The organism is Roseibium sp. AWQ4_290 (assembly GCF_056160985.1).
The window spans coordinates 63,671-86,531 of the sequence record NZ_JBSWYG010000023.1; the positions used below are offsets into that span (position 1 = coordinate 63,671).

At 60.3% G+C, this 22,861-nt stretch carries 21 protein-coding genes and 1 tRNA gene; 11 read left to right on the forward strand and 11 right to left on the reverse strand.

Annotated features, from left to right (window positions below; translation table 11 throughout):
* Positions 1-145: 145 nt before the first annotated feature.
* The 7 genes from rpoN to ACXAH0_RS21015 all read right to left on the reverse strand — a co-directional run bounded on the left by rpoN (position 146) and on the right by ACXAH0_RS21015 (position 6,039).
* A complete protein-coding gene (gene rpoN, locus ACXAH0_RS20985; RefSeq protein WP_475176523.1) occupies positions 146-1,702 on the reverse strand; it encodes an RNA polymerase factor sigma-54 in 1,557 nt (518 codons plus the stop codon).
* A gap of 88 nt (positions 1,703-1,790) precedes the next feature.
* Entirely contained in the window at positions 1,791-2,546 is a 756-nt protein-coding gene (gene lptB / locus ACXAH0_RS20990; RefSeq protein WP_475177096.1) for an LPS export ABC transporter ATP-binding protein, read from the reverse strand.
* Between the two features lie 207 nt (positions 2,547-2,753).
* Complete coding sequence (locus tag ACXAH0_RS20995) at positions 2,754-3,326, reverse strand: LptA/OstA family protein (RefSeq protein WP_475194841.1); 573 nt, start codon at positions 3,324-3,326, stop codon at positions 2,754-2,756.
* A gap of 3 nt (positions 3,327-3,329) precedes the next feature.
* Entirely contained in the window at positions 3,330-3,983 is a 654-nt protein-coding gene (gene lptC / locus ACXAH0_RS21000) for an LPS export ABC transporter periplasmic protein LptC (protein WP_475176517.1), read from the reverse strand.
* A 51-nt stretch (positions 3,984-4,034) separates the two neighbouring features.
* Positions 4,035-4,655 carry a ribonuclease D gene (locus tag ACXAH0_RS21005; protein ID WP_475194843.1) on the reverse strand — a complete coding sequence of 207 codons (621 nt, stop codon included), beginning with the start codon at positions 4,653-4,655 and terminating at the stop codon, positions 4,035-4,037.
* A 168-nt stretch (positions 4,656-4,823) separates the two neighbouring features.
* Positions 4,824-5,225 carry a Cu(I)-responsive transcriptional regulator gene (cueR, locus tag ACXAH0_RS21010; protein ID WP_475176508.1) on the reverse strand — a complete coding sequence of 134 codons (402 nt, stop codon included), beginning with the start codon at positions 5,223-5,225 and terminating at the stop codon, positions 4,824-4,826.
* Between the two features lie 157 nt (positions 5,226-5,382).
* Entirely contained in the window at positions 5,383-6,039 is a 657-nt protein-coding gene (locus tag ACXAH0_RS21015) for a GntR family transcriptional regulator (protein ID WP_475194844.1), read from the reverse strand.
* Between the two features lie 135 nt (positions 6,040-6,174).
* Between ACXAH0_RS21015 and dctP the strand changes: the two genes are divergently transcribed.
* The 5 genes from dctP (at position 6,175) to ACXAH0_RS21040 (ending at position 11,878) form a co-directional block, all read left to right on the forward strand.
* Positions 6,175-7,161: a TRAP transporter substrate-binding protein DctP gene (dctP, locus tag ACXAH0_RS21020; RefSeq protein ID WP_475194847.1), complete on the forward strand. Its 987-nt coding sequence runs from the start codon at positions 6,175-6,177 to the stop codon at positions 7,159-7,161.
* A gap of 74 nt (positions 7,162-7,235) precedes the next feature.
* Complete coding sequence (locus ACXAH0_RS21025) at positions 7,236-7,778, forward strand: TRAP transporter small permease (RefSeq protein WP_475194849.1); 543 nt, start codon at positions 7,236-7,238, stop codon at positions 7,776-7,778.
* Positions 7,779-7,783: 5 nt separating this feature from the next.
* Positions 7,784-9,100, forward strand: coding sequence for a TRAP transporter large permease (locus tag ACXAH0_RS21030; protein ID WP_475194851.1), 1,317 nt, complete (start codon positions 7,784-7,786; stop codon positions 9,098-9,100).
* The gene (locus tag ACXAH0_RS21035; protein ID WP_475176476.1) at positions 9,097-10,368 is read left to right on the forward strand and encodes a malonyl-CoA decarboxylase; all 1,272 of its coding nucleotides are present in this window, start codon (positions 9,097-9,099) and stop codon (positions 10,366-10,368) included. Before ACXAH0_RS21030 ends, ACXAH0_RS21035 begins: the two co-directional genes overlap by 4 nt.
* Entirely contained in the window at positions 10,361-11,878 is a 1,518-nt protein-coding gene (locus ACXAH0_RS21040; protein WP_475194853.1) for a malonate--CoA ligase, read from the forward strand. The genes ACXAH0_RS21035 and ACXAH0_RS21040 overlap by 8 nt, the downstream gene beginning before the upstream one ends.
* 47 nt (positions 11,879-11,925) lie before the next feature.
* Here ACXAH0_RS21040 and ACXAH0_RS21045 read toward each other — a convergent pair whose 3' ends face one another.
* Both ACXAH0_RS21045 and ACXAH0_RS21050 read right to left on the reverse strand, forming a co-directional pair.
* Positions 11,926-12,585, reverse strand: a complete 660-nt coding sequence (locus ACXAH0_RS21045; protein ID WP_475176465.1) for a L,D-transpeptidase — start codon at positions 12,583-12,585, stop codon at positions 11,926-11,928.
* A gap of 403 nt (positions 12,586-12,988) precedes the next feature.
* Positions 12,989-13,075 (reverse strand) — tRNA-Leu (locus ACXAH0_RS21050).
* A 175-nt stretch (positions 13,076-13,250) separates the two neighbouring features.
* On the opposite strand from ACXAH0_RS21050, the gene ACXAH0_RS21055 reads away from it, so the two are divergent.
* Together ACXAH0_RS21055 and ACXAH0_RS21060 are read left to right on the forward strand one after the other, a co-directional pair.
* On the forward strand, positions 13,251-14,225 hold the full coding sequence (locus ACXAH0_RS21055) for a complex I NDUFA9 subunit family protein (RefSeq protein ID WP_475176460.1): 975 nt from the start codon (positions 13,251-13,253) through the stop codon (positions 14,223-14,225).
* 243 nt (positions 14,226-14,468) lie between these two features.
* Positions 14,469-15,722 carry an MFS transporter gene (locus ACXAH0_RS21060; RefSeq protein WP_475194855.1) on the forward strand — a complete coding sequence of 418 codons (1,254 nt, stop codon included), beginning with the start codon at positions 14,469-14,471 and terminating at the stop codon, positions 15,720-15,722.
* Positions 15,723-15,845: 123 nt separating this feature from the next.
* Here ACXAH0_RS21060 and ACXAH0_RS21065 read toward each other — a convergent pair whose 3' ends face one another.
* The gene (locus ACXAH0_RS21065) at positions 15,846-16,082 is read right to left on the reverse strand and encodes a YjiS-like domain-containing protein (protein WP_475194858.1); all 237 of its coding nucleotides are present in this window, start codon (positions 16,080-16,082) and stop codon (positions 15,846-15,848) included.
* A 149-nt stretch (positions 16,083-16,231) separates the two neighbouring features.
* Here ACXAH0_RS21065 and ACXAH0_RS21070 point away from each other — a divergent pair, with 149 nt between their 5' ends.
* Positions 16,232-17,233, forward strand: a complete 1,002-nt coding sequence (locus tag ACXAH0_RS21070) for a helix-turn-helix transcriptional regulator (RefSeq protein ID WP_475194861.1) — start codon at positions 16,232-16,234, stop codon at positions 17,231-17,233.
* Positions 17,234-17,276: 43 nt separating this feature from the next.
* Here the strand turns inward: ACXAH0_RS21070 and ACXAH0_RS21075 are convergent, their stop codons facing one another.
* Positions 17,277-18,083 (reverse strand): undecaprenyl-diphosphate phosphatase, encoded by an 807-nt coding sequence (locus tag ACXAH0_RS21075; RefSeq protein WP_475176445.1) that lies wholly within the window; start codon positions 18,081-18,083, stop codon positions 17,277-17,279.
* Positions 18,084-18,491: 408 nt separating this feature from the next.
* Here ACXAH0_RS21075 and ACXAH0_RS21080 point away from each other — a divergent pair, with 408 nt between their 5' ends.
* From ACXAH0_RS21080 to ACXAH0_RS21090, 3 genes are all read left to right on the forward strand, one after another.
* Positions 18,492-19,184, forward strand: a complete 693-nt coding sequence (locus tag ACXAH0_RS21080; protein ID WP_475176439.1) for a glutathione S-transferase family protein — start codon at positions 18,492-18,494, stop codon at positions 19,182-19,184.
* Positions 19,185-19,214: 30 nt separating this feature from the next.
* A complete protein-coding gene (gene queG, locus ACXAH0_RS21085; protein ID WP_475194862.1) occupies positions 19,215-20,360 on the forward strand; it encodes a tRNA epoxyqueuosine(34) reductase QueG in 1,146 nt (381 codons plus the stop codon).
* Between the two features lie 163 nt (positions 20,361-20,523).
* Positions 20,524-22,689, forward strand: a complete 2,166-nt coding sequence (locus ACXAH0_RS21090) for a hypothetical protein (RefSeq protein WP_475176431.1) — start codon at positions 20,524-20,526, stop codon at positions 22,687-22,689.
* Positions 22,690-22,861 lie beyond the last annotated feature (172 nt).

Sequence of the window (22,861 nt, forward strand, 5' to 3'; positions counted from 1 at the left end):
AAAAAACCGTTTTCACTCAAGGAATTGTATCGGTGGATATCTTGAAATTCGAGACCCGGCAAACTACCGTTCAGGCAATTTGAAAGGCGTTTTCCGTCTTTGCAAAAGATGCTGCGGGCCTGCCGACTGGGGAAAAAGAGGGTTGCTAGAGCCTTGCATTTTTCTCCCGGCGGCGCTGCACGGATGATCCGATCTTCATCGCCTCGCGATATTTGGCAACGGTCCGGCGCGCGATATCGACACCATCACCTTTGAGAATCTTCACGATCGTATCATCGGAGAGAATGGCCTTGGGATCTTCCGCATCAATCATCTGGCGGATCCTGTGGCGCACGGATTCCGCCGAATGCGCATCACCATCCGCCGTGCCGGCAATGGCGGACGAGAAGAAATATTTCAGCTCGAAAATGCCGCGCGGCGTGGCCATGTATTTATTGGACGTCACCCGGCTCACAGTGGATTCGTGCATGCTGATGGCTTCGGCGACCGTGCGCAGATTGAGCGGCCGCAAATGCTCGATGCCATAGGTCAGAAAGCCGTCCTGCTGGCGCACGATTTCCGTCGACACTTTCAAGATGGTCTTGGCGCGCTGATCCAGGCTCTTGGCCAGCCAGTTGGCGGTCTGAAGAGACTCCGTCAGATATTCTTTTTCAGTCTCGTTGCGCGCCGTCTTGATGACCTTGGCAAAATAGGTCTGGTTGACCAGCACTTTCGGCAAGGTGTCCGAATTCAGTTCCACCGCCCAGGTGCCGTCACTGGCCGGGCGCACAAACACATCCGGGACCACAGGCTGCACCAGGGCGGAGCCAAAGACACTTCCCGGCTTGGGATCAAGCGCACGGATCTCGCCGATCATTTCAACCAGATCCTCGTCATCCACACCGCAGACTTTCCGCAACGCGGCAAGGTCCCGCTTGGCCAGCAACTCGATATTGCCGATCAGCGCTTCCATCGCCGGATCAAACCGGTTCCGGTCCAGCAATTGCAGCTTCAGGCATTCGGCCAGATTGCGCGCAAACACTCCGGCCGGTTCAAAGGATTGCAGCACCGAGAGCACTGTTTCAATCCGTTGTGCCTCCACCCCGAACTGCTCTGCCGTCTCTTCCAGATCGAAATAGAGATAGCCGTTTTCATCAAGCGAATTGATCAGATGGCCGCCGATCAGCCGGTCGGCCTCATCCGTCAGCGCCAGATGCATCTGTTCTTCCAGGAACTGGACCAGAGAGGCTTCCTCGGCCACAAACGCTTCCAGATTGTAGTCTTCCGACGCCTGGCCGCTGGTCGCGTTCTTGTAGCTGTCCCCAGACTTCAAAAGAGCCGGATCCGGGGAGGCAGGCACGCCCGGCTCATCGGGAAACACATTGCCGAGATCGGTGTCCATGCGCGCGGCGATCGCTTCCGAGCCGGTTTCCAGATCGCTCTGCATCCAGTCGCCCGTATTCGGGTCATCCGCCTGGCCCGCAGCTGCGTCGTGCCGGTCCGCGTCCCCGTCCTGCGGGGACGGCCTGTCCGGCTCCGGCGCGTCTGCGCCGCCTGTATCAGTTTCGCTCTTTTCCAGAAGGGGATTGCGCTCCAGCTCGGCCTCGACATAGGAGACCAGATCAAGGTTGGACATCTGCAGCAGCTTGATCGCCTGCATCAGCTGCGGCGTCATCACCAGCGACTGGCTTTGCCGCATCTCCAACTTTGTTGAAATGGCCATCGAGTTCCCGGGCGATTGTCAGCTTCTAGTGGTCTGCTTTTTGCCTATCATTGCAGGCGCGCACTATAGCCTAGCCGGACACTGATCATCAAAGCGTAAATTGCTCCCCAAGGTAAAGCCGTCGCACATCCGGATTGGTGACGATATCCTGGGGCAATCCTTCGGTCAGAACTTCACCGGCCGCAATGATATAGGCCCGGTCGATGAGACCCAGCGTTTCGCGCACATTGTGGTCCGTGATCAGCACGCCAATACCGCGCTGGGTCAGATGGCGCACAAGCTGCTGAATATCGCCGACCGCAATTGGATCAATGCCCGCAAAGGGCTCGTCCAGCAGCATGAAGGAGGGCCGGCTGGCCAGCGCTCGGGCAATTTCCACCCGGCGGCGTTCCCCGCCCGACAAGGCGATACTCGGCGATTTGCGCAAATGGGTGAGGCCGAATTCCGCCAAAAGGGAATCGAGTTCCTCGCGCCGCTTGCGCCTGTTGGGCTCGATCACTTCCAGAACGGCGCGGATGTTTTCCTCAACGGTCAGCCCCCGGAAGATCGAGGCTTCCTGCGGCAGATAGCCAATGCCCAGGCGCGCGCGCCGGTACATGGGCATGCGGGTGATGTTGAAGCCTTCCAGCAGGATCTGGCCTTGATCGGGCCGGATCAGGCCCGTGATCATGTAAAAGGTCGTGGTCTTGCCGGCCCCGTTCGGTCCCAGAAGGCCGACCGCCTCGCCCGGCTTGACCGTCAGGCTGACATATTTGACCACCTGCCGCCGCCCGTAGGTCTTGCCGATCCCATCGACCACAAGGGCCTGCGACAAGTCCTCTTCAGTGCGGGCAGACCCGGCCATATCCACATGCAATCCATTGAAATCCGGAGACGATCTTTTCACGTAAGCACTGTCCATTGCTGCCCCGCACAAACCCCACATAAGGTTTGACACAAGGTCTGTCGAGTCAGCCTCTTGCCGGGCCTGGATCAACCAATGCTCAACCGGCCGCTGCCGGGCCTCAACATTGATCGCTTTTAGCTTGATCGAGCCTTTGTCCTGCGGGCTCTAGTTCTGGTCCTGGTTGACGCTGTTGGGCATGATCCGGACCTTGACCCGTCCGCCATTTGAAGACGGCGAAGTGGCCGCGTTGCCCGCCGTCAGATTGGCTTCGCCGGTCTTCAGGTTGACCGTGAGTTTCTTGCCGACAACCACATTCGGCCCCTGGCTCAGGACAACTTCGCGGCCGGTCATGACCATGACTTCCCGCGTCATGTCGAAATTGGCCTGATCACCGGTCGCGGTCTGGTCCTTGGAGGTCACATGCACCCCGCCTTCCGCCTCCAGGCGGGAGATGCGCTGCTGAACCGCTTCTTCATTGGTCGACGCGCCGGAGCCTGCGTAAAACACTTTCAGCCGTTCGGTCTTCAGCTTGGTCTCGCCCTGGGTGACCACCACATCGCCGACAAAGGTCGCCGTGTTCTTGTTGTCTTCCACCCGCAGCTCACTCGCCTCGATCTCGATCGGCTCGCCATCATTGGAACCGAACCCGGCGAAGGAATCGGAAAAGGTCTGGGCCTGAACGGCCGTCGCCACAACCATTGCAGCGGCGGCCAGGGCCGCTTGTTTGAAACATCTCATCTTCTACTGTCCTTGCGCCGCAGCCGGGTTGATGGTCATTTTCACACCATCAGAGAACCGGACGATCCCTTTTTCCTTGTCATAGGAAAGTTTGCCGGAATGCACCCTTCCCTGATCAGAGCGGATGGTGACCGGTTCGGATGTCTTCATCCCGCCATCCTTCATGTCGATTTCCACTTCCGAGAGATCCACAGTGTAGCCCTGGCTCCATTCGATCTGGATGCCATCGAACAGGCGCAGGGTCTCAGCGGCGTTGTTGTAGGTTCCCTTCAGGGCCACAATATTGGCTTCCTCATCCTTGCCAAGGACAATATCCGCCCGGATCGTTTCCAGATCGATAATGCGCGGGTCGCTCAGTCTCTGAATGGCCCGGCGGGCATGGACCTTGTAAGAGCGGTCACCGTCATGGCCGGAAAGCTCGGGGTGATCCATCACCAGGCCCTTGCTGGTCAGCATCATGTTGGCAGCACCAAAACTGCTCAAAACATTGAACAGCACCACCAGACCGATCATTCCGGCAAGGATCAGAAAGCCGATGCCGGGAAAGACCCAGCGCAGCACACGAACCAGAATGCTGTGCCGACGCGCCGCCCTTTGCGCCCGGCTCAGGCCGGGCTGCCGGATGGTCTGTTGCGGGTAGCCGCTGAGGACGCTCAAATATCAACTCCAAACCGGCGCCCCAGAAAGGCATCCAAACGGTTTTCCTGCTCAGGAATGAGCGAAAATATCAGTCTCTTCCCAGCCCTTCAGGTCCAATTCGCCCCGGACCGGCAAGAACCCGAAACAGGCCTCGGCCAAGTGAGTGCGTCCTTCCCGCTCCAGCATGGCCTGCAGCTTTTCCCTCAAGCCATGCAAATGCAAGACATCGGAGGCTGCATATTCAAGCTGCGCCGGCGACAGGGTCTCCGCTGCCCAGTCCGAGCTTTGCTGCTGCTTGGACAGTTCCACACCGAGAAGCTCCCGCGTGATGTCCTTCAGTCCGTGCCGGTCCGTATAGGTGCGCACCAGTTTCGAGGCGATCTTGGTGCACCAGACCGGATTGACCTCAATGCCCAGATAGTGCCGCAAGACGGCAACATCAAACCGTGCGAAGTGAAATATCTTGGGCTTTGACGGATCGGAGAACAGGCGGGCTAGGTTCGGCGCTTCGCTCTGGCCCCGCGCAATCTGCACCACATCGGCAGAGCCGTCGCCGGAAGACAATTGCACCACACACAGCCGGTCACGCAGCGGATTGAGGCCCAGCGTTTCCGTGTCGACCGCAACCGCGTCCGCCGTTTCATAGGCTGCCAGATCGGGTAGGTCGCCCTTGTGGTGCCGAATGGTCATGCTGCCTCGTCTCCTATCTCTTGTCCGCGCGCATATATAAAACCTTCAGGGAAGATTTCTCCGTGAGGTAGAACAAGCGTGGGGATGTGGCAAGCAGATTACGGCATTTGAACGGCTTCCGCCGCCCCGCTCCCCGGCAAGCGACCCGTTTTCTTCCCGGCCGTGCCTTTATTGCCCGTCTCTTATGGTTCCGGCCAGATCATCAATGATCGGACAGTCCGGGCGGGTGTCCCCATGGCAGGCGTTCACCAGGGTCTTCAGTACCCGTTTGAGCGATTGCAGTTCCCCGATCTTGCGGTCCACTTCCTCAATCTTGGCCTCTGTGAGCGCTTTCACATCCGCGCTGGCCCGGTTGCCGTCCTGATAAAGCGACAGCAGGTCCCGGCATTCCTCGATTGAAAACCCCAGGCTTCTCGCCCTTTGCACAAACCGCAGCCGCTGCACGTCGCCGTCCGAAAAATCCCGGTAACCATTGCCCCGGCGCTCGGGCGTGACAAGGCCGATCTCCTCATAGTAGCGGATCGTCTTGACCGGCAGGTGACTCAAATCTGATGCGGTGCCGATATTCATGGCTGCGGCCTCACTGGTGTTTCTGCCCCGGTTTTACAGCGTCCGCCGCCTGAGGCGCAATGCATCTCCAGACACGGGCACGGGTACGGGCAGCAAAGCCAAAACCAGGAATGGGCTTAACAGCGCGGTCTGCAGAACAGCCTTCACACCGCTGCGCTCAACCAGCCTTCGCCTTCAGGCTGGTCATCAGATTGTGGAATTTCTCGCCCTGAACGGCCACATGGTGGCGCAGCGCCATGGCCGCGTCCTCCGGCTTTCCGTCCGCCAGCGCCTCGACGACGGCTTCATGTTCCGCCATCGACTGGGCCATCCGGCCCCGGAAGCGCAATTGCTGGCGGCGGAACGGCTTCAGCCGCTTGTGCAGTTTGGCAGCTTCCTGCTCCAGAAAGCCGTTGCCGGACTGGCGGTATATCGTCTGATGGAAGCGCTCGTTTTCCAGATAATAGGCATCGGGGTCTACCGCTTCGACCGCTATGCGGCATTTGGCATTGGCATCGCGCAGATCATCCAGCGCCTCATCGGAGATCCTGAGCGCCGCGAGACGGCCGCACACGGCTTCCAGTTCGGCCATGACCTCAAACATTTCCATCAGTTCAATCGGCCCCGGCTGTCGGACAAAGGCGCCCCGGCGGGGCACGAGCTCCACCAGGCCGGACAGGGCCAGCCGCTGGAAGGCTTCCCGCAAGGGGGTCCGGGACACGCCGAACTGCTCGGCCAGCCGGACTTCGTCCAGCCGGTCGCCATCAACGAAAATGCCGCTGAAAATATGCTCTTCCAGAGCCTCGGCAATGTTGTCTGCGCGGCGTTGTTCCATGATTTTTTCTAGCCCGCCTATCTGAAAAACGCAATCTCGTACTTTTTGTATACAAGAACATTGACTAAAAATACAGCACTCCGCTACTCTCCCTGAACCGGTCGGCTCTGCCGGGCGGACTTTTGGGAGGAAAATATGAAAACCATTTTGAAAAGCGCGGTCGCAGCCGTCGCGCTCATGAGCACGGTCTCCTTTGCCCAGGCAACGGAACTGCGCCTGTCGCACCAATGGTCGAACAAGGATGTGCGCCATCAGGTGGCCCAGATCGTCGCCGACGAAGTGGCCGCTGCCAACGTGGATCTTGAGATCAAGATCTATGGGTCCAAGTCGCTGTTCAAGCCGCGCGAACAATATAAGCCGCTCAGCCGGGGCCAGCTCGACATGACGGTGCTGCCGCTCAGCTATGCGGGCGGCCAGCAGCCTGCCTATAACCTGACCCTGATGCCCGGTCTGGTGAAGAACCACGACCACGCAGCCCGGCTCAGCCAGTCCCCGTTCATGGACGCTCTGGAAGCCAAGATGGCCGAGGACGATGTCATGGTGCTCGTGCATGGCTACCTGGCCGGCGGTTTTGCAGGCAAGGACAAATGCATCACCGAGCCGGACGACGTGAAGGGCCTGCAGACCCGCGCCGCCGGAAAGTCGTTTGAGCAGATGCTGGCCGGAGCCGGCGCGTCAATTGCGTCCATGGCTTCGTCGGAAATCTACAACGCCATGCAGACCGGCGTGCTCCAGGCGGCCAACACCTCGTCCTCCTCTTTCGTCTCCTACCGGATCTATGAGCAGGTCAAATGCTATACGCCGGCCGGAGAGGTGGCTCTCTGGTTCATGTATCAGCCACTTCTCATGAACAAATCCACCTTTGAAGGGCTGACGGAAGCCCAGCAGTCCGCGCTTCTGGCCGCCGCCGAAAAAGCCGAAGCCTTCTATCTGGCCGAAGCCAAGAAACAGGATGCTGCCTCGGTGCAAGTCTTCCAGGAAGCGGGCGTGGAAATTGCCGAAATGACCCCGGAAGATTTCGAGGCCTGGCGCAAGCTGGCGATGGAAACCTCCTACAAGAAATTTGTCGAGGAAGTGCCGGACGGGCAGGAGCTGCTCGATAAGGCCCTGGCTGTCGAATAAGCCCAGGCCAGAGGGGCGGCCCGGCCGCCCCTTTCCTTTCTTTCCCGTCACATCTTATTCATGGGGAGTCGGTCATGGTCGGCCATAGTTCCGCTGTTGCCGCCCGCACGGGCAACAATCCGTTCCTGCGCGCCGTTGCCGCGCTGTCCACCCTGGCCGGCTGGTGCTCTGCGGCCATGATCGTTGCCGCTGTCGCCATCACCTGCCAGATGATCTTCGTGCGGTTCATGCTCAACGGCTCCACCATCTGGCAGACAGAAGCGGTCATCTATCTGGTGATCGCAGCCACCCTGGTCGGCCTGCCCTATGTGCAGCGTTTGCGCGGGCATGTGAATGTCGATCTGATCCCGATCTCCCTGGGTCCGCGTGCCCGGTTTTGCCTGGCCATTCTGACCTCGGTGCTGTCCATCGTGATCATCACGATCATGCTGGTCTATGGCTTTGAATACTGGCATTTCGCCTGGGAACGGGGCTGGCGCTCCGACACGGTCTGGGGCGTAAGGCTCTGGATCCCCTATCTTTCCATCCCGGTCGGCTTCGGGCTGCTCCTTTTGCAGCTGATCGCCGATCTGGTTGCGGTCATCACCGGCACAGACAAACCCTTCGGCCTGGAGTAAGCGCAATGGATCCCCTGTTTCTCGGCGTCATTGTCGCGCTTGCCACCATTCTGGTGCTGTTTTCCGGCGTCTCCGTCGCCATCGGCCTTCTGATCGTCTCCGCAGGTTTTCTGATCATTTTCGACGGGCCACGCTCACTGGAACTGATGCCGGAAATCCTGTTCGGCAAACTCGATAATTTCGCGCTTCTGTCCATCCCCATGTTCATCATCATGGGGGCGTCCATTGCCTCCACCCGGGCCGGGGCCGACCTTTATGAGGCGCTCGAACGATGGCTGACCCGGGTGCCGGGCGGGCTGGTGGTCTCCAATCTGGGGGCCTGCGCCCTGTTTGCGGCCATGTCAGGCTCTTCGCCTGCCACCTGCGCCGCCATTGGCAAGATGGGCATTCCCGAAATGCGCAAGCGCGGCTATCCGGACGGGGTGGCCGCCGGGTCGATTGCCGCCGGAGGCACGCTCGGTATTCTCATTCCGCCTTCCGTCACCATGATTGTGTATGGGATTGCCACGGAAACCTCGATCGGGCGCCTGTTTCTGGCCGGTGTGATCCCGGGCCTGCTGCTGGTCAGCCTGTTCATGGCCTGGTCGCTGTATTCCACCTGGAAGTCGGGCGACGGTGTGCGGCTGAGCGCGGGGCGCTACAGCTGGAGTGAACGGTTGGAGATCCTGCCGCGGGTGCTGCCCTTTCTGGCGATCATTGCCGGCGTTCTTTATGCCATGTATGGCGGCATCGCCACCCCGTCGGAAACCGCTGCCGTCGGCGCCCTTCTCTGCCTGCTGATCGCGGTGATCATCTACCGGCTCTGGCAGCCCCAGGCGCTGTGGGTGGTCCTGCGTGACAGCACCAAGGAATCGGTGATGATCCTTTTCATCATCGCCGCCGCCGGTGTCTTTTCCTATATGCTCAGCTCGCTCTTCATCACCCAGTCAATTGCCGAATGGATCGGCACGCTGGATGTGAACCGCTGGGTGCTGATGGGCGCGGTCAACATCTTCCTGCTGATTGCCGGATTTTTCCTGCCACCCGTCGCTGTGATCCTGATGGCCGCACCGATCCTTCTGCCGATCATCACCACGGCGGGCTTTGATCCGATCTGGTTTGCGGTCGTCCTGACCATCAACATGGAAATCGGCCTGATTTCCCCTCCGGTCGGCCTGAACCTATATGTGATCAACGGGATCGCGCCGGATATCTCTTTGAAGACGATCCTGACCGGCTCCCTGCCCTTTGTCGGATGCATGGTGCTGGCCATTGTATTGCTGTGCCTGTTCCCGGAACTGGCAACCTGGCTGCCCGATCTGATCATGGGGAAATCCATATGACACTTCTTGCCGATCTTCTGTCCACCGTCTTTGAACGGCGCTACCGCCAGCCCGCCCGCAAGAGCCATGACGGCCGCCCGCTGGAGGAACTGGCCACCGATCTGGTCGGCTCGGCCGGGGAAACCTCGGGACTGGCGCTTGCCCAGGATATTCTGTCGCGCTTCAAGGATCTTGAAGACGTCGACAAGCTCGCTTTCTTCAAGACAGCCGCCGAACGGCTTAACCTGGACCCGGAAGCGGTGCGCACGGCCCTGGACGCCTATGAGCGCGCGCCCTCCAAAACCACCTACCGGGATTTCATGAACGCGGCCGAACCCCGCCGCCAGGAGCTTTTCCGGCGCCTCAATATGGTGCCGGGTGCGACCGAAGCCCTGGTCAACATGCGGGCGGACCTGCTGCGCCTTGGCGGCAGGGACCCGGAGCTTGAAGCCTTTGACCAGGATCTCCGGCACCTTTTTGCGTCCTGGTTCAACCGTGGCTTTCTGGTGCTGCGGCCGATCAATTGGGAAAGCCCGGCCCATATTCTGGAAAAGATCATCGCCTATGAGGCCGTTCATGCGATCCACAGCTGGGACGACCTGCGCCGCCGCCTGGAGCCGGCGGACCGGCGCTGTTTTGCCTTCTTTCACCCGGCCATGCCCGATGAACCGCTGATTTTTGTGGAAGTGGCCCTAACCAAGGGCATTGCCAGCTCGATCCAGGCGCTTCTGGCCGGAGACCGGGAGGCCCTTGCCGCCGAAGAGGCGGATACGGCGGTGTTCTATTCGATCTCCAACTGCCAGGCGGGTCTGGCCAGCATCTCCTTCGGCAATTCGCTGATAAAACAGGTGGCAGCTGACCTGGCCGCCGAACTTGGCGGGCTGAAGACCTTCGTCACCCTGTCGCCCATTCCCAAACTCACCAAATGGCTGGAACGCGAGGAAGAGGACTGGAAACAGTATTCAGAACAGGACCTGAAGGCCGCAACCGCCTTTTACCTCTTGAATGCAAAGGCCCGTGGCGGGCGCCCCTATGACCCGGTCGCCCGGTTTCACCTGGGCAACGGGGCCCTTGTCCATGCCGTCCACGCCAATGCGGACCTGTCGGAAAAAGGACAGGCCCAATCTGGCGGAATGATGGTCAACTATCTTTACGATCTTGCCAAAGTCTCGCAAAACCACGAGAAATTCGCCACAACGCAGGATGTGACGGCGGCAGATGCCGTTCGCTCCCTCGCCCGCTCCAGTGCTCTCTCCCAGAAAGGAAAAAAAGGGACCGCCGATGCCTAACCCCCTCTATGACACACTTTTTGGCGCCCATGCCGGCAAGACAACGCCCTTTCTTCACCTTCTGGATGGCAGCACCCTCACCCATCAGGATTTTCTCGCCCAGACCGCCCGGATCGCCAACGCCTTGAGCGGGTTTGGCCTCGCCCCCGGCGACCGGGTGGCCGTTCAGGTGCAAAAATCCCCCGAAGCGCTTGCCCTTTATGCGGCCTGCGCCCAGGCGGGCATGGTGTTCCTGCCGCTCAACACGGCCTATACGGTCGACGAGCTGACCTATTTCATCGAGAACAGCGGCGCCGCGCTGATCGTGTGTGACGGGACCAGCGAAGCCGCCCTTGCCCCGATTGCCGCACAGCTGAACGCCCGGCTCGAGACCCTGAACGCCGATGGCAGCGGCTCCTTGAAAAACGCAGCAGCCTCCCTTTCCGCCAGCTTTGACACTGTTGAGCGGAACGGCGAAGACCTGGCAGCCTTTCTGTATACGTCCGGCACCACCGGCCGCTCCAAGGGCGCGATGCTGACCCAGAACAATCTTCTGTCGAATGCGCAGACGCTTGTGCGGGAATGGCGGTTCACGGACAAGGATGTGCTTTTACACGCCCTGCCCATCTTCCACACCCACGGGCTGTTTGTGGCCACCAATGTCACGCTGGCGGCCGGGGGCAGCATGATCTTTTTGCCCAAATTCGATCTGGAAGCCCTTCTGGCACACCTGCCGAAGGCCAGCGCCATGATGGGGGTTCCGACCTTCTATACCCGGCTACTGGACGACAGCCGCTTCACAAAAGAACTGGCCGCGCATATGCGCCTCTTCGTCTCTGGTTCCGCCCCGCTTCTGGCAGAAACCCATGTGCAGTTTGAAAGCCGCACCGGGCACCGGATTCTGGAGCGCTATGGCATGACGGAAACCAATATGAACACGTCCAACCCCTATGACGGCGAGCGCCGGGCCGGCACGGTTGGCTTTCCCCTGCCCGGCGTGGAGCTGAAGATCACCAATCCGGAAACCGGTGCTTCTTTACCAAACGGCGAAGTCGGCCAGATCGAAGTGCGCGGGCCGAACGTTTTCAAGGGCTACTGGCAGATGCCGGACAAGACCGCCGCCGAGTTACGCGCTGACGGTTTTTTCATCACTGGAGATCTCGGCAAGATCGATGCGGACGGCTATGTGCACATTGTCGGGCGCAACAAGGATCTGATCATTTCCGGTGGCTACAACATCTATCCCAAGGAAATCGAGCTGGTGCTGGATGAACAGCCCGGCGTTCTGGAAAGCGCGGTGATCGGCGTGCCCCATCCCGATTTCGGCGAGACAGTGCTGGGGGTTCTGGTGCCGAAAAAAGGCGCTTCCCCAGACCTTGAGGCCATTCAGGCGGCCGTTCAGTCGTCGCTGGCCCGTTTCAAACACCCCCGCAAGCTGCTGCTGGTGGACGAGCTGCCCCGCAACACCATGGGCAAGGTGCAGAAAAACATCTTGCGGGATAAGTATCAGGACATGTTCGCCCCGGCCTGAGTCCCGGGACCGGGGACCGGCCCAATTGACGCAGGAGCAGCTCAAGGCTAGAGCACCACCACCTTGGTGCCCAGTTCGACCCGGTTATAAAGGTCGATAATGTCCTGATGCCACATGCGGATACAGCCGCTGGAGGCATTGGTGCCGATGCTGCTTGGCTGGTTGGTGCTGTGGATACGGTAAAGCGTGTCCTTGTTGCCCTGCCACAGGTACAGACCGCGCGCGCCGATGGGATTGTTCGGTCCGCCCTCCTGTCCGTCCCGGTATTTTTCAAGGCTCGGGTCCCGCTCGATCATCTCGTCGGGCGGGAACCATTTCGGCCATTCGCGCTTGAACCGGATGACCGCATCGCCGCTCCAGGCAAAGCCTGCCCGGCCAACCCCGATCCCGTAACGGATCGCCCGCCCGCCGGGCTGAATCAGATAGAGAAATTTCTGGTGCGGATCGACCACGATCGTGCCTGCCGGATAGCGGGTCGGATAATAGACCGTCTGGCGCAGAAATTTGGGATCAAAGGCTGTGTAATTGATCGCCGGCAGCGAAAAGCCGCCATCATGGACCGGCGCATAGGCGGTCGCATAATCCGGCCTGCCATCGGCCAGCGGGGTCAGGCCCGCTTCGACAATCGATTTTTTCTGGCTTTGACAGGCCGCCAGCAGCAGCGGTATCCCGGCAATCAGACTGCGGCGGCTCAAACCTGTCGCCATTCTCACATCCCTTCCCGCACCCGGTTTCCGGGGCACTCCCGGGCCCAGTCTCCTGTAACCAGTCTCCCGGGCCCAGCTTTTTGGGAAGACCCACCCCGGGTCAGATCCCTCAAAAAGCGCCAGACCCGGCTGCAAACCGGCCCAAACCATCCTCGCCCGCCCCTGCAACGCAGCGGCAGGCAAGTCCATTGAGCGAACAATATTATGGTAAACAGTGTCTTAAAGAGGGCCCTCGTGTCTCAAGACCGGGCCGTTTTCGGGCGAAGAAATGTCCACAGCACAGAACCACTTTGCGGTCCCCGCCGGACGCCCCAAACTCTTTCCCCAACACGAAAAAAGCCCCGGAAGACCGGAGCTTTTTTTCGAATATTTCCGGTTCGAACTGGTTGTTCCGGAAAAATTTTGGTGCCCAGGAGAGGACTCGAACCTCCACGCCCGTAAGGGCACTAGCACCTGAAGCTAGCGCGTCTACCAGTTCCGCCACCTGGGCTGTGAGGGGGGCTTGTAAGGGCCGGGCTGCACCTTGTCAATCAGCAAATGAAACTTTTTTCCGTCAATCACATAGAGCCCTTTCCACGCGGCCCGCAAAGCCCTAAAAAACAAAAGGAAAGGCTTGGCGTTTCGCATCCGAGCCCTCCTTGCCACGCAACAAAAGGCAGTTGAGGATGTCCACAGCACTTAACGGCAAACTCGTCACGATTTTCGGTGGGTCGGGCTTTCTCGGCCGGCATATTGTGCAAGCGCTCGCCAGACGCGGCTACCGGATCCGCGTGGCCGTGCGCCGCCCGGACCTGGCCACCCATGTGCAGCCGCTCGGCGCTCCCGGGCAGATCATGCCGGTGCAAGCCAATCTGCGCTACCGCTGGTCGGTGGAACGGGCTGTTGAGGGCGCAAATGCGGTTGTGAATGCGGTCGGCATTCTGGCCCCTTCCGGCAAACAGACCTTTGACGCGGTGCAGGCCTTTGGGCCCCGGGCCATTGCGGAGGCGGCGCGGGCTGCCGGGATCACCGCGCTCACCCATCTGTCGGCCATCGGCGCGGACAAGGACAGCCGGTCCGTCTATGCCCGCACCAAGGCGGCCGGCGAAGCGGCCATTCTGGACACCCTGCCGGACAGCATCCTGCTGCGCCCGTCCATCGTGTTCGGCCCGGAAGACGACTTCTTCAACAAATTCGCCGACATGGCACGCTTTGCCCCTGCCCTGCCGCTGATCGGCGGCGGCCTGACCAAGTTTCAGCCGGTCTATGTCTGTGACGTGGCCGAGGCGGTGGCCCGCGCGGTGGACGGCGCGTTGATCCCCGGCACGGTCTATGAGCTCGGCGGACCGGAAATCAAAAGCTTCAAAGAATGCCTTCAGGACATGCTGGCAGTGACGCGGCGCAGCCGTCCTCTGGTGACGCTGCCCTTCCCCGTTGCCTCCGCCATGGGCAAAGTGATGCAGTTGCTGCCCTTTGCTCCGCTGACGGCAGATCAGGTGGAGCTGCTGAAGACCGACAATGTCGTCTCAGACGCTGCGATCGCTGAAAGCCGCACCCTGACCGGAATCGGCATCGAGCCGGCCACCCTGGCCGCTATCCTGCCGACCTATCTGGACCGGTTCCGCGAGCACGGCCAGTACGACGCCCACCGCCCCGTCTGACAGCCCGAGAATCCGGGAACACGGAACAGGCCGCCGCAAAAGGGAGCGGCGTCCTGACCTGAGACACCGGGAAGAGGGCACCGGGCAAGATGCCCCCGGATCTGATGGCCCCGGATCAAAGGACGCTGGGGCCGCAGGCTCGGGACGGGTCTTCCGCCCGCATAAAATGCGGTTGAAAATCCGTCCTTTTGCCATTGCTGCTTTCCGCAAGGTCGCCTAGGCTTTGTCCAAGGGGGAAAACGCATGTCTCCATTTGCCAAGATCACCATGGTCTTTGTTGTATTTGTCGATCTTCTCGGACAGGGGCTGGTCTTTCCGATCCTCAATTCCCTGATCATGGAGCCCGGCACGTCGATCCTGCCGCAGACCACCTCCATGGCCATGCGGCATTTCAACTATGGCCTGATCATCGGCATCTTCTTTCTGTGCTGGTTTTTCGGCGCTCCCTACATCTCCAAACTGTCCGACCAGATCGGCCGCAAGAACGCGATCCTGATCTGCCTGTTCGGAGCATTGGCCGGATATGCGCTCACCATCGCCGCGCTTTATGTGAACAGTTTCCTGCTGCTGATCCTGGGCCGCGCCATCACTGGCCTGACGGCGGGCAACCAGCCGATTGCCCAGGCAGCCATGGTCGATGGCAGCACCGATGAGGAAGACCTGTCGCGCAATATGGGCTTCATCATGGTCGGCATCAGCCTGGGCCTTGTGGGCGGCCCATTGATCGGCGGATTTCTGTCAGACCCGGTGCTGATCGGGGCCTTCGCCAGCATCAAGCTGCCCTTCTATGCCTGTCTGGCACTGGTCGCGTGTGCCGTCATTCTGGTGGTGTTTTTCTATCATGAGGCGCCGGGTGCGCGGGAGGCCTTTGCCCTGCGGCCTGCGGCCATTTTCGAAACGCTGTGGCGCATCCGGGAGTTTCCGCTCGTGCTGCGGCTTGCCATCGTTCTGTTCTTCTTTCACCTGGCAAATGTGACCTTCTATGTCTTTGTTGCGAACTACCTGAGCAGCCGCTTTGACTACGGCACACTTGGCACCAGTTTTGCCATGATGACCATTGGCGCGGCGATTGCGATTTCCAGCACCTTTCTGGTGGTGCCCTTGCAAAAGCGCTTTAACAAGGAGCGGATCATTGCGGCGACTTTCGGGGTCTGGATCGTGGCGACTGCAGCCTTCATTCTGTCCCCGGACGGGCCGCTGACCTATGTTCCGGTCTTCTGTTTCTATCTGATGTTCGGCGCCACCTACCCTATCCTTCTGGGCATCTTTTCCGCAGCGGTAGGCGAGGAGGAACAGGGCTGGGTGATGGGCATCACGGTTGCCGTTTTCACCTTTGTCGCCGGTGTGATGTCACTTGTCGGCGGTGAGCTGATGGGCATCAATCTCGATCTGCCGTTCTATATCGTGATTGCCGCTGCCCTTGTGGCCATGCTGGCCATGTTCCTGGTCTGGAACAAACCGGAGATCAAAAGCCTGATGCGCGCGCCCCGCAGCTGAATGCGGGCCCAGTGAGCACGGGGGCGGCGCTCTGCCCCCGCGCTGTCTTTGCCCGATAGACTGATTGCGATGCTGGCCTGCGGAGACCTGTGACAGACGCTCCCTTGCTGACTGGGAAACCACTCAGTCATCCCAATAAAACGCCCCAATCCGGTCCTGATGCAGCTCGCGGTAGCCCCTTGGGGTCCGGATGAGGCCAATGTCCTTCAGCTCCTCCTCATTCAGATGAGCAAGAGCCCGGGCTGTGGCCCGGCGGCGAAGATAACGGCGCAGCCCATCGGCACAGACACGAACAAGGGCCAGAAGTGTGCGGCGGCTCTGGGCAGGCCTGCGGAAAACGGTTTCAATCTCAACACTCATCTCGCTTCTCCTTGAGGGAACTCAGCCCCTGAATTTCGGGGACAAGGAGACCTTCGCAGATCAATCCTGACAGCAGGGAGTCAGGTTTGATCCCGTTCTGTTCCCGGGCTATGTTTTTTTTTCACGACCAACCCTCCAGAGGTCCCTTCATGAACCCGATTGAACGTGCGCTCGGCATTTTATTGCTGCTGACCGGCGGCAAGCTTGTTCCAGCCACGGTGCTGGCCGAGCGCTTTCAGGTGTCCCTGCGCACCATCTACCGGGATATTGACCGGCTGATTGCCCTTGGGGTGCCGGTGGATGCGGAACGGGGCGCGGAAGGCGGCTACCGGCTGGCCAGCGGCTATCTGCAGCCGCCCGTTGCCCTGACGCGGAACGAGACCGCCGCCCTGCTGGCGGCCATGGCGCTGGTGCGCAGCAGCCGCACTGTGCCCCTTGCCGGTGACCTAAGCTCTGCGGAACAGAAGCTGCTCGCCACCCTGCCCAAATCCGTCCATGGCCTGTTAAAGGAAGCCGACCGGATTGTCGGCATCGAACCGATCCCACCGGATATCTTTCATTCCGGCACCAAGGCGGAACCGTCCGAAGACTGGCAGATGGCGCTGGACGGGTTCATGGCCGGTATTCTGGACAGCAAGCGGGTGCGGTTTGACCATGTCAATCCCTCCCGCAAGAGTGCCAAGGCCCATGACGTGGAGCCTTACGGGGTCCTGTTTGACCGGGACCTGTGGTATCTGGCCGGGCGCTGCGTCGACACGCAAAGGGTCAAGGTCTACCGCGCCGACCGGGTGCGGGATCTGGAGATCAGCGGCCTCTTTTTCCGGCCCGACAAGGATTTTTCAATAAAGACCTTGCTTGGCGGGGTCTGGCTTTCCCAGGCGATGCGCCGCTGGGAACAGGATGAGGAGATTGCCGAGATCCTGATCACCGCCCAACAAGCCCGCAAGCTGGGGGCGGACTGGTATTACCGCCACGCGGTGTTCACCCCCGCAGGTGACGGTAAGGTGAAGATCCGCGTTCCCAGCACCGACAGGGCCAGGATCCTGCCGCTGGTGCGCTGGCTCGGCCCGGGGGCTGAGCTGATCGGCCCGGACCATCTGCGCCGGGACCTGGCCGAAGAACTGGCCGGTCTGAGCGCGCTTTACGCCTGAAGCACCCGGCCCGCAGCAGCCCTGATCCTTATCCTGCGCTGGGTCAGCCCAGGAAATACAGCCCTGCGAACCCGGCAAGGCCAATGAAGATCCGCCACCACGCAAAGGGGGCAAAGCCGTGCCGGGAGACAAAATCCAGAAGGCCCTTCACCACAAAGACGCCGGAAATGAACGATGCAACAAAGCCAATGACAATCAAGGTGGCGTCATCGGCAGAAAGCACGTTCCGGTTCTTGTAAAGGTCATAGGCAAACGCACCCGCCATGGTTGGCATGGCCAGAAAGAAGGAGAACTCAGCCGCCGAACGCTTGTCCGTACCCATCAGCAGGGCTCCGGCGATGGTTGCCCCGGAGCGGGACACGCCGGGCACCATGGCCAGGCACTGGCAAAAGCCGATCTTGAGACAAAGCGACAGCGGATAATCCATCACATTGGTGTAGCGCGGTGTCAGCGGCAGCCGGTCGATCCACAAAAGAACAATACCGCCCACCAGCAAGGTGGTGCAGATCAGGGCCGGGGTTTCGAACAGCACTTCCTTGATGAAGCCATGCAGAAGCACACCGATCACGGCGGCAGGCAGAAAGGCGATCAGAATGCCAGCCACGAACCGCCGGCTGGCAGGGGCACTCGGCAGCGTCACCGCAAGGCTCCAGAGCCTGCCGAAATAGACAGACAGGATCGCAAGGATCGCGCCGAGCTGGATCAAAACTTCAAAGGTCTTACCCTTGCTTTCAAAGCCCAGAAAGTGGCCAAGCAGCAGAATATGCCCGGTGGAAGAGACCGGAATGAATTCGGTCAAGCCTTCTACAATTCCTAAAATAAGCGCGTTTACAATCGTTTGGCCGTCCATGGGATGGTATATCTCCGATTGGCGTGATGAAGTGTGGCCTGAACTGGCAAAAATGCGGATGCAGGCACGGCCTGACCCACGTCTATTTGCAGGACCAACCGGGTGGCGTCAAACCCTTGATAACCATATTTGGGGCAAACTGGGATTCTTAGTCTCGCCACAGTTGCGGTCCTTATACCGAAGGAAGTTGAATATGACCCATGTGAGGCACCTTGAGCGCCAGCCGGGCGGGCGGGTTGCCCGGTGCCGCCGGACCGGGCTGACAGGGGCACCGGGGACATCCGGTTTCGGCAGATCCAGATCCGGCCAAGAGGATTCCCGTCGAAGCGTTTCTGGTCTGAACTTTTCCGGTTTCAACGTCTCAGGCCTTATGAGGCATAAGCAACATCCTTTGGTATCCTTTCTTTCATGCTGACGCTTTACCACCACCCCTTTTCACCCTCTTCCCGGTTCGTGCGCCTTGTGCTGAGCGAATACGGGGCTGCCTTTGACGAACAGCATGTCGACCCCTGGGAACGGCCGCAGCAGCTTCTGCTGCTGAACGCGGCAGGAACCGTTCCTGTCCTGGTGGAAAATGACGGCCCGGGCATTTGCGGGCCGGGGCCGATCATGGAGTATCTGGACGAGACGCGGGGCTATGCTCTGACCGACCGGCGGTTGATGCCCGATCATCCAGATGCGCGGGCCGAAACCCGGCGGCTGGTGGACTGGAGCCTGACCAAATTCGACCAGGAGGTGGTCGGCCATCTGGTGCGCGAGCGCATTTACAAGCAGATCATGCCGAAATCCGCTGGCGGCGGGGAACCGGATTCCGCAGCCCTGCGGGTGGCAAGGGCCAACATTCACCACCATCTGAAATATTTTGGCTATCTGGTCGCTTCCCGGCGCTGGCTGGCTGGCGACCGCCTGTCCTTCGCCGATTTTGCCCTTGCAGCTGGGCTCTCTTGCGCAGATTATCTGGGGGAAGTGCCCTGGAGCAACGAAGACGATGTCAAAAGCTGGTATGCGCGAGTGAAATCACGTCCCAGCATGCGGCCGCTTCTGGGGGAAAAGGTCCTGGGCATGCCGCCCGCCGCCACCTATGCGGATCTGGACTTCTGACGGTTTTGACCCTTTGACGCCCGGCGACCCTTGGACAGAAAAACGCAAAAACTGCTGAATGCGCTGGACGGCAAGGCACAGGCCCTTGGCTTTGACGGGCTGAAGATTGCCGCTGCGGACAGCATCCCGGACGCGCCAAAAAGGCTGCGCGATTTTCTGGACAAGGGCTATCACGGCACCATGGCCTGGATGGAAGAGACCGCCGGCCGCCGGGGGGCCCCAAAGGCGCTTTGGCCAGAGGTGAAATCGGTGCTGATGCTGGCCATGAATTACGGCCCCGATGACAGCCCCCAGAACCATCCGCTGGCCCATCTGGAGGATCCGGAAAGCGGCGGCATTTCCGTCTATGCCCGCCACCGGGACTATCACGATGTCATCAAGGGCCGGTTGAAGGAACTGGCCAGTTTCCTGGTGTCACGGGCCGGCGGCGATGTGAAAGTGTTTGTCGACACGGCCCCCGTGATGGAAAAACCTCTGGGGCAGGCCGCTGGGCTGGGCTGGCAGGGCAAACACACCAATCTGGTCTCCCGCGAGCTCGGGTCCTGGTTTTTCCTCGGCGCCCTCTTCACCACGCTGGAGTTGCCGCCCAGCGGGGCGGAAACCGACCATTGCGGCTCCTGCCGCGCCTGTCTCGACAGCTGCCCGACCGAGGCCTTTCCCGCGCCCTACCAGCTCGATGCACGCCGCTGCATATCCTATCTCACCATCGAGCACCCGGGCCCCATTCCAGAAGAGTTCCGCGCGCCCATGGGCAACCGCATCTATGGCTGTGATGATTGCCTTGCGGCCTGCCCCTGGAACAAGTTCGCCAGCGCGGCCCGCGAGGCCAAGCTGGCCGCGCGGGAGCAAATGCAGAACCCGCCCCTTGCCCTGCTGCTGACCCTCGATGATGCCGGGTTCCGCACCTATTTCTCCGGCTCTCCCATCAAGCGGATCGGACGCAACCGGTTCTTGCGCAATGTCCTGATCGCTGCGGGAAATTCAAACCTCCCGGCCCTTCTTGCACAGGTCACCCCACACCTTGAGGACCCGGACCCGACCGTGCGCGGGGCCGCCGTGTGGGCCTTTTGCCAGCTGGCGGATGCGTCAGAGAGTGCCGGCCGAAAGCGTACCGCGCTTGCAGGCGAAGCCGACTCAGGTGTCCGCGCGGAGTGGCTCCGCCGGAAGCAGGCTTAGCCGGCCCCAGGCCTGACCGTCACTTCTCCGAGATCATCCCTGTTGCGATTAGACCTTGTCACAAGAATACGCCATAGTCACACAATGGCCAAAGAGGGCCGACTCTATCGGGACGGATCGAATAATCCGGTCTTTTCTCACCATATGATTTGGAGCCAAAACCTTGTTTTTATTGCCTGCTTCGTCACTTCCCCAAAAGAAGGCCCGCTTCCATGCGCGGTCGCTGTATCTGGGAACCGCCTTGGTTCTGGTCTCCAGCTCAGCCTTTGCCCAGGACAAGGGGCTTGAGGCCTTCAACGCCTATATGGACGGCCTGAAAAGGTTCGGCATGACCATTGAAAACGGCCTAGTCGACTATGACCCGGGCAGCGACACCCTGACCCTGACCGACAGCACGCTTTCTTTCGGCGGCATGATCCAGGATCTCACAGCCAAGGAAACCGATGACACAGGCGCGGACGGCGCCACTGAGACTGATCAGCCCAAACCGTCCACTCTGAGCTTCAAGGTGTCTTTCTCTTCCGGCACTGTGACGATCTCCGGACTGACCCATGACGGCAACCGGTTCTCCGCCGAAAACTGGGTCTATTCGGACGACACAAAGATGCTCCTCAGCGGTTCGGTGAGCGGCAAGGGTCGGCTGAAGGCGGAAACCCGCTTCGCCGGCATGAGCGCAACACGCTACGACTTCGTCCTGCCGGACTTGCCACCGGACAATCCGGCTCAACAGGCCAGCCGCTGGCTCCCTTTCGTCAAGGCAGCCCTGCTGACATCCTTTGACGACGTCAAAGTCGACAATTCAGGCACAACCCTGGAAGCGTATGACACCAGCGGCGACAAGGAAAAGCTGGTGATGTCAAGCACGATCCAGATGGATGGATACCACATGAGCGGGGCCAGGGACGGCCTGATCGCTGAGTATTCGATCGACCGGATGGTCCAGAACATGAAAACCCTGGACGCGCCGTCCGGCCAGATGCTGGCCCAGACGACCAGCCAGGGCAAAACCGTCTATTCCAATATTGACATCGGCGCCCTGCTGGATCTGTTCGATCCTTCGGTTTCCGAAACCGGCGAAGAACGCACGCTGGTCGGCTCCGGAACCGCCGTCGACTATGTGTCGGACCAGGAAATCGCTAACGGTCTCAGCATCAAGGCCACGGCTGAGACCGCTACGATCGACAAGGTCTCGGTAATCAAGCGGGACAATTCGGTTCTGGGCCTGATCGACGACGTCCTGAACAAGAAGACGCCTACCCCGGAAGAGCTTCTCGTCAACCTGTTTCAGTTCTACCGCTCCTTTGCTGTTGCCGATGCCCGCGTCAGCGGCGTGTCGCTGATCGTGCCCATCGCGCCGGGCCTGGACTCCGCCATCACCATCAAGGAAATGGCCATGACAAATGTGGGCGCCAGCGGAGTTGAAGAGATGATGCTCGTCGGCCTGAATGCACCGGCCCTGCCCAAAGATGCCTCCGTCAAACTGGATTGGGCTGCGATCGGTGGGATTGAATTTGCCGACTATGCGCCGATGGAAGGTGTGATCCAGAAAATGATCGCCGACAGCACCTATGCACAGAAGAACCCGCTCGAGGTGGCCCGCACCTTTCTGCCCCGTTCCTTTGGCTATGAGATCGAAGGGCTGGACGTAACGGTGCCCGACACCGGCCGGGTGCAGATCGGCAAGGCCGAAATGACTCTGTCCAGCACCGTTCCGCCGATCCCGACCAGCTTTCACCAGAAGAGTGAAGGCGTGCACGTGCCGGTGGCGGCCCTGGACGATCCGGAAGCCCGAGCCCTTTTGACCGCCCTTGGCCTCGACACTCTGGTCTGGTCTGACGAGACCCGGCTCTATTGGGACGAAGCCACCAAAGAGCTCAACCTGGAACGTCTGCGAATAAATGTTGAGGGTCTCGGCACAGTGGAAGCGTCCGCCAAATTCGCCAATGTGCCGAGGGCTTTGTTTGAAGATCCGCAAGGACAGGGCCAGCTGGCGGCCATTACCGCCCAGTTCGTGACTGCGTCCTTCACCTTCCAGGATGCAGGCTTTACGTCAAAGGGGCTGAAACACGCGGCGGAAACCCAGGGAATTCCGGAAGACGCCCTGCGCGAGGCTCTGGTGGCCCAGGCTGGCCAGGCCGCGGCCCCGATCCAGAACCCGGCCTTCACCAAGATGGTTTCCGACGCTGTCAAAACCTATCTGGACGATCCGAAGTCCCTGAAAGTGACGCTGGCCCCGGCAAATCCGGTGCCGCTCGCCCAGATCCTCGGCAGCATGGCCGCACCCCAGGGGCTGCCGGATCTGTTGAATGTGAAGGTGGTTGCGAACTGACGCGTGCGCCTTGTCATCTTCAAAAGGGCGGCCCTGTGCCGCCCTTTTCGTTCACTGTTTCATACATAGCGTAATTCCGGCGGCCACTCTCCTGAGCCTATGATGCGGGGTCGTAGCACACGCCCCAAGAGGCATAAAAGGAGAGTGACCATGTCAGAGTATGTTGGATTTG

What these genes read in the sequence shown, in the direction of transcription:
- ACXAH0_RS21035 (WP_475176476.1), top strand. Translation starts at nt 9,097, where the DNA reads ATGACACTTCTTGCCGATCTTCTGTCCACCGTCTTTGAACGGCGCTAC.
- ACXAH0_RS21055 (WP_475176460.1), top strand. Translation starts at nt 13,251, where the DNA reads ATGTCCACAGCACTTAACGGCAAACTCGTCACGATTTTCGGTGGGTCG.
- ACXAH0_RS21040 (WP_475194853.1), top strand. Translation starts at nt 10,361, where the DNA reads ATGCCTAACCCCCTCTATGACACACTTTTTGGCGCCCATGCCGGCAAG.
- ACXAH0_RS21060 (WP_475194855.1), top strand. Translation starts at nt 14,469, where the DNA reads ATGTCTCCATTTGCCAAGATCACCATGGTCTTTGTTGTATTTGTCGAT.
- ACXAH0_RS20995 (WP_475194841.1), bottom strand. Translation starts at nt 3,326, where the DNA reads ATGAGATGTTTCAAACAAGCGGCCCTGGCCGCCGCTGCAATGGTTGTG.
- ACXAH0_RS21025 (WP_475194849.1), top strand. Translation starts at nt 7,236, where the DNA reads ATGGTCGGCCATAGTTCCGCTGTTGCCGCCCGCACGGGCAACAATCCG.
- ACXAH0_RS21030 (WP_475194851.1), top strand. Translation starts at nt 7,784, where the DNA reads ATGGATCCCCTGTTTCTCGGCGTCATTGTCGCGCTTGCCACCATTCTG.
- dctP (WP_475194847.1), top strand. Translation starts at nt 6,175, where the DNA reads ATGAAAACCATTTTGAAAAGCGCGGTCGCAGCCGTCGCGCTCATGAGC.
- lptB (WP_475177096.1), bottom strand. Translation starts at nt 2,546, where the DNA reads ATGGCCGGGTCTGCCCGCACTGAAGAGGACTTGTCGCAGGCCCTTGTG.
- ACXAH0_RS21005 (WP_475194843.1), bottom strand. Translation starts at nt 4,655, where the DNA reads ATGACCATTCGGCACCACAAGGGCGACCTACCCGATCTGGCAGCCTAT.
- ACXAH0_RS21065 (WP_475194858.1), bottom strand. Translation starts at nt 16,082, where the DNA reads ATGAGTGTTGAGATTGAAACCGTTTTCCGCAGGCCTGCCCAGAGCCGC.
- cueR (WP_475176508.1), bottom strand. Translation starts at nt 5,225, where the DNA reads ATGAATATCGGCACCGCATCAGATTTGAGTCACCTGCCGGTCAAGACG.
- rpoN (WP_475176523.1), bottom strand. Translation starts at nt 1,702, where the DNA reads ATGGCCATTTCAACAAAGTTGGAGATGCGGCAAAGCCAGTCGCTGGTG.
- ACXAH0_RS21070 (WP_475194861.1), top strand. Translation starts at nt 16,232, where the DNA reads ATGAACCCGATTGAACGTGCGCTCGGCATTTTATTGCTGCTGACCGGC.
- ACXAH0_RS21075 (WP_475176445.1), bottom strand. Translation starts at nt 18,083, where the DNA reads ATGGACGGCCAAACGATTGTAAACGCGCTTATTTTAGGAATTGTAGAA.
- ACXAH0_RS21080 (WP_475176439.1), top strand. Translation starts at nt 18,492, where the DNA reads ATGCTGACGCTTTACCACCACCCCTTTTCACCCTCTTCCCGGTTCGTG.
- ACXAH0_RS21045 (WP_475176465.1), bottom strand. Translation starts at nt 12,585, where the DNA reads ATGGCGACAGGTTTGAGCCGCCGCAGTCTGATTGCCGGGATACCGCTG.
- ACXAH0_RS21015 (WP_475194844.1), bottom strand. Translation starts at nt 6,039, where the DNA reads ATGGAACAACGCCGCGCAGACAACATTGCCGAGGCTCTGGAAGAGCAT.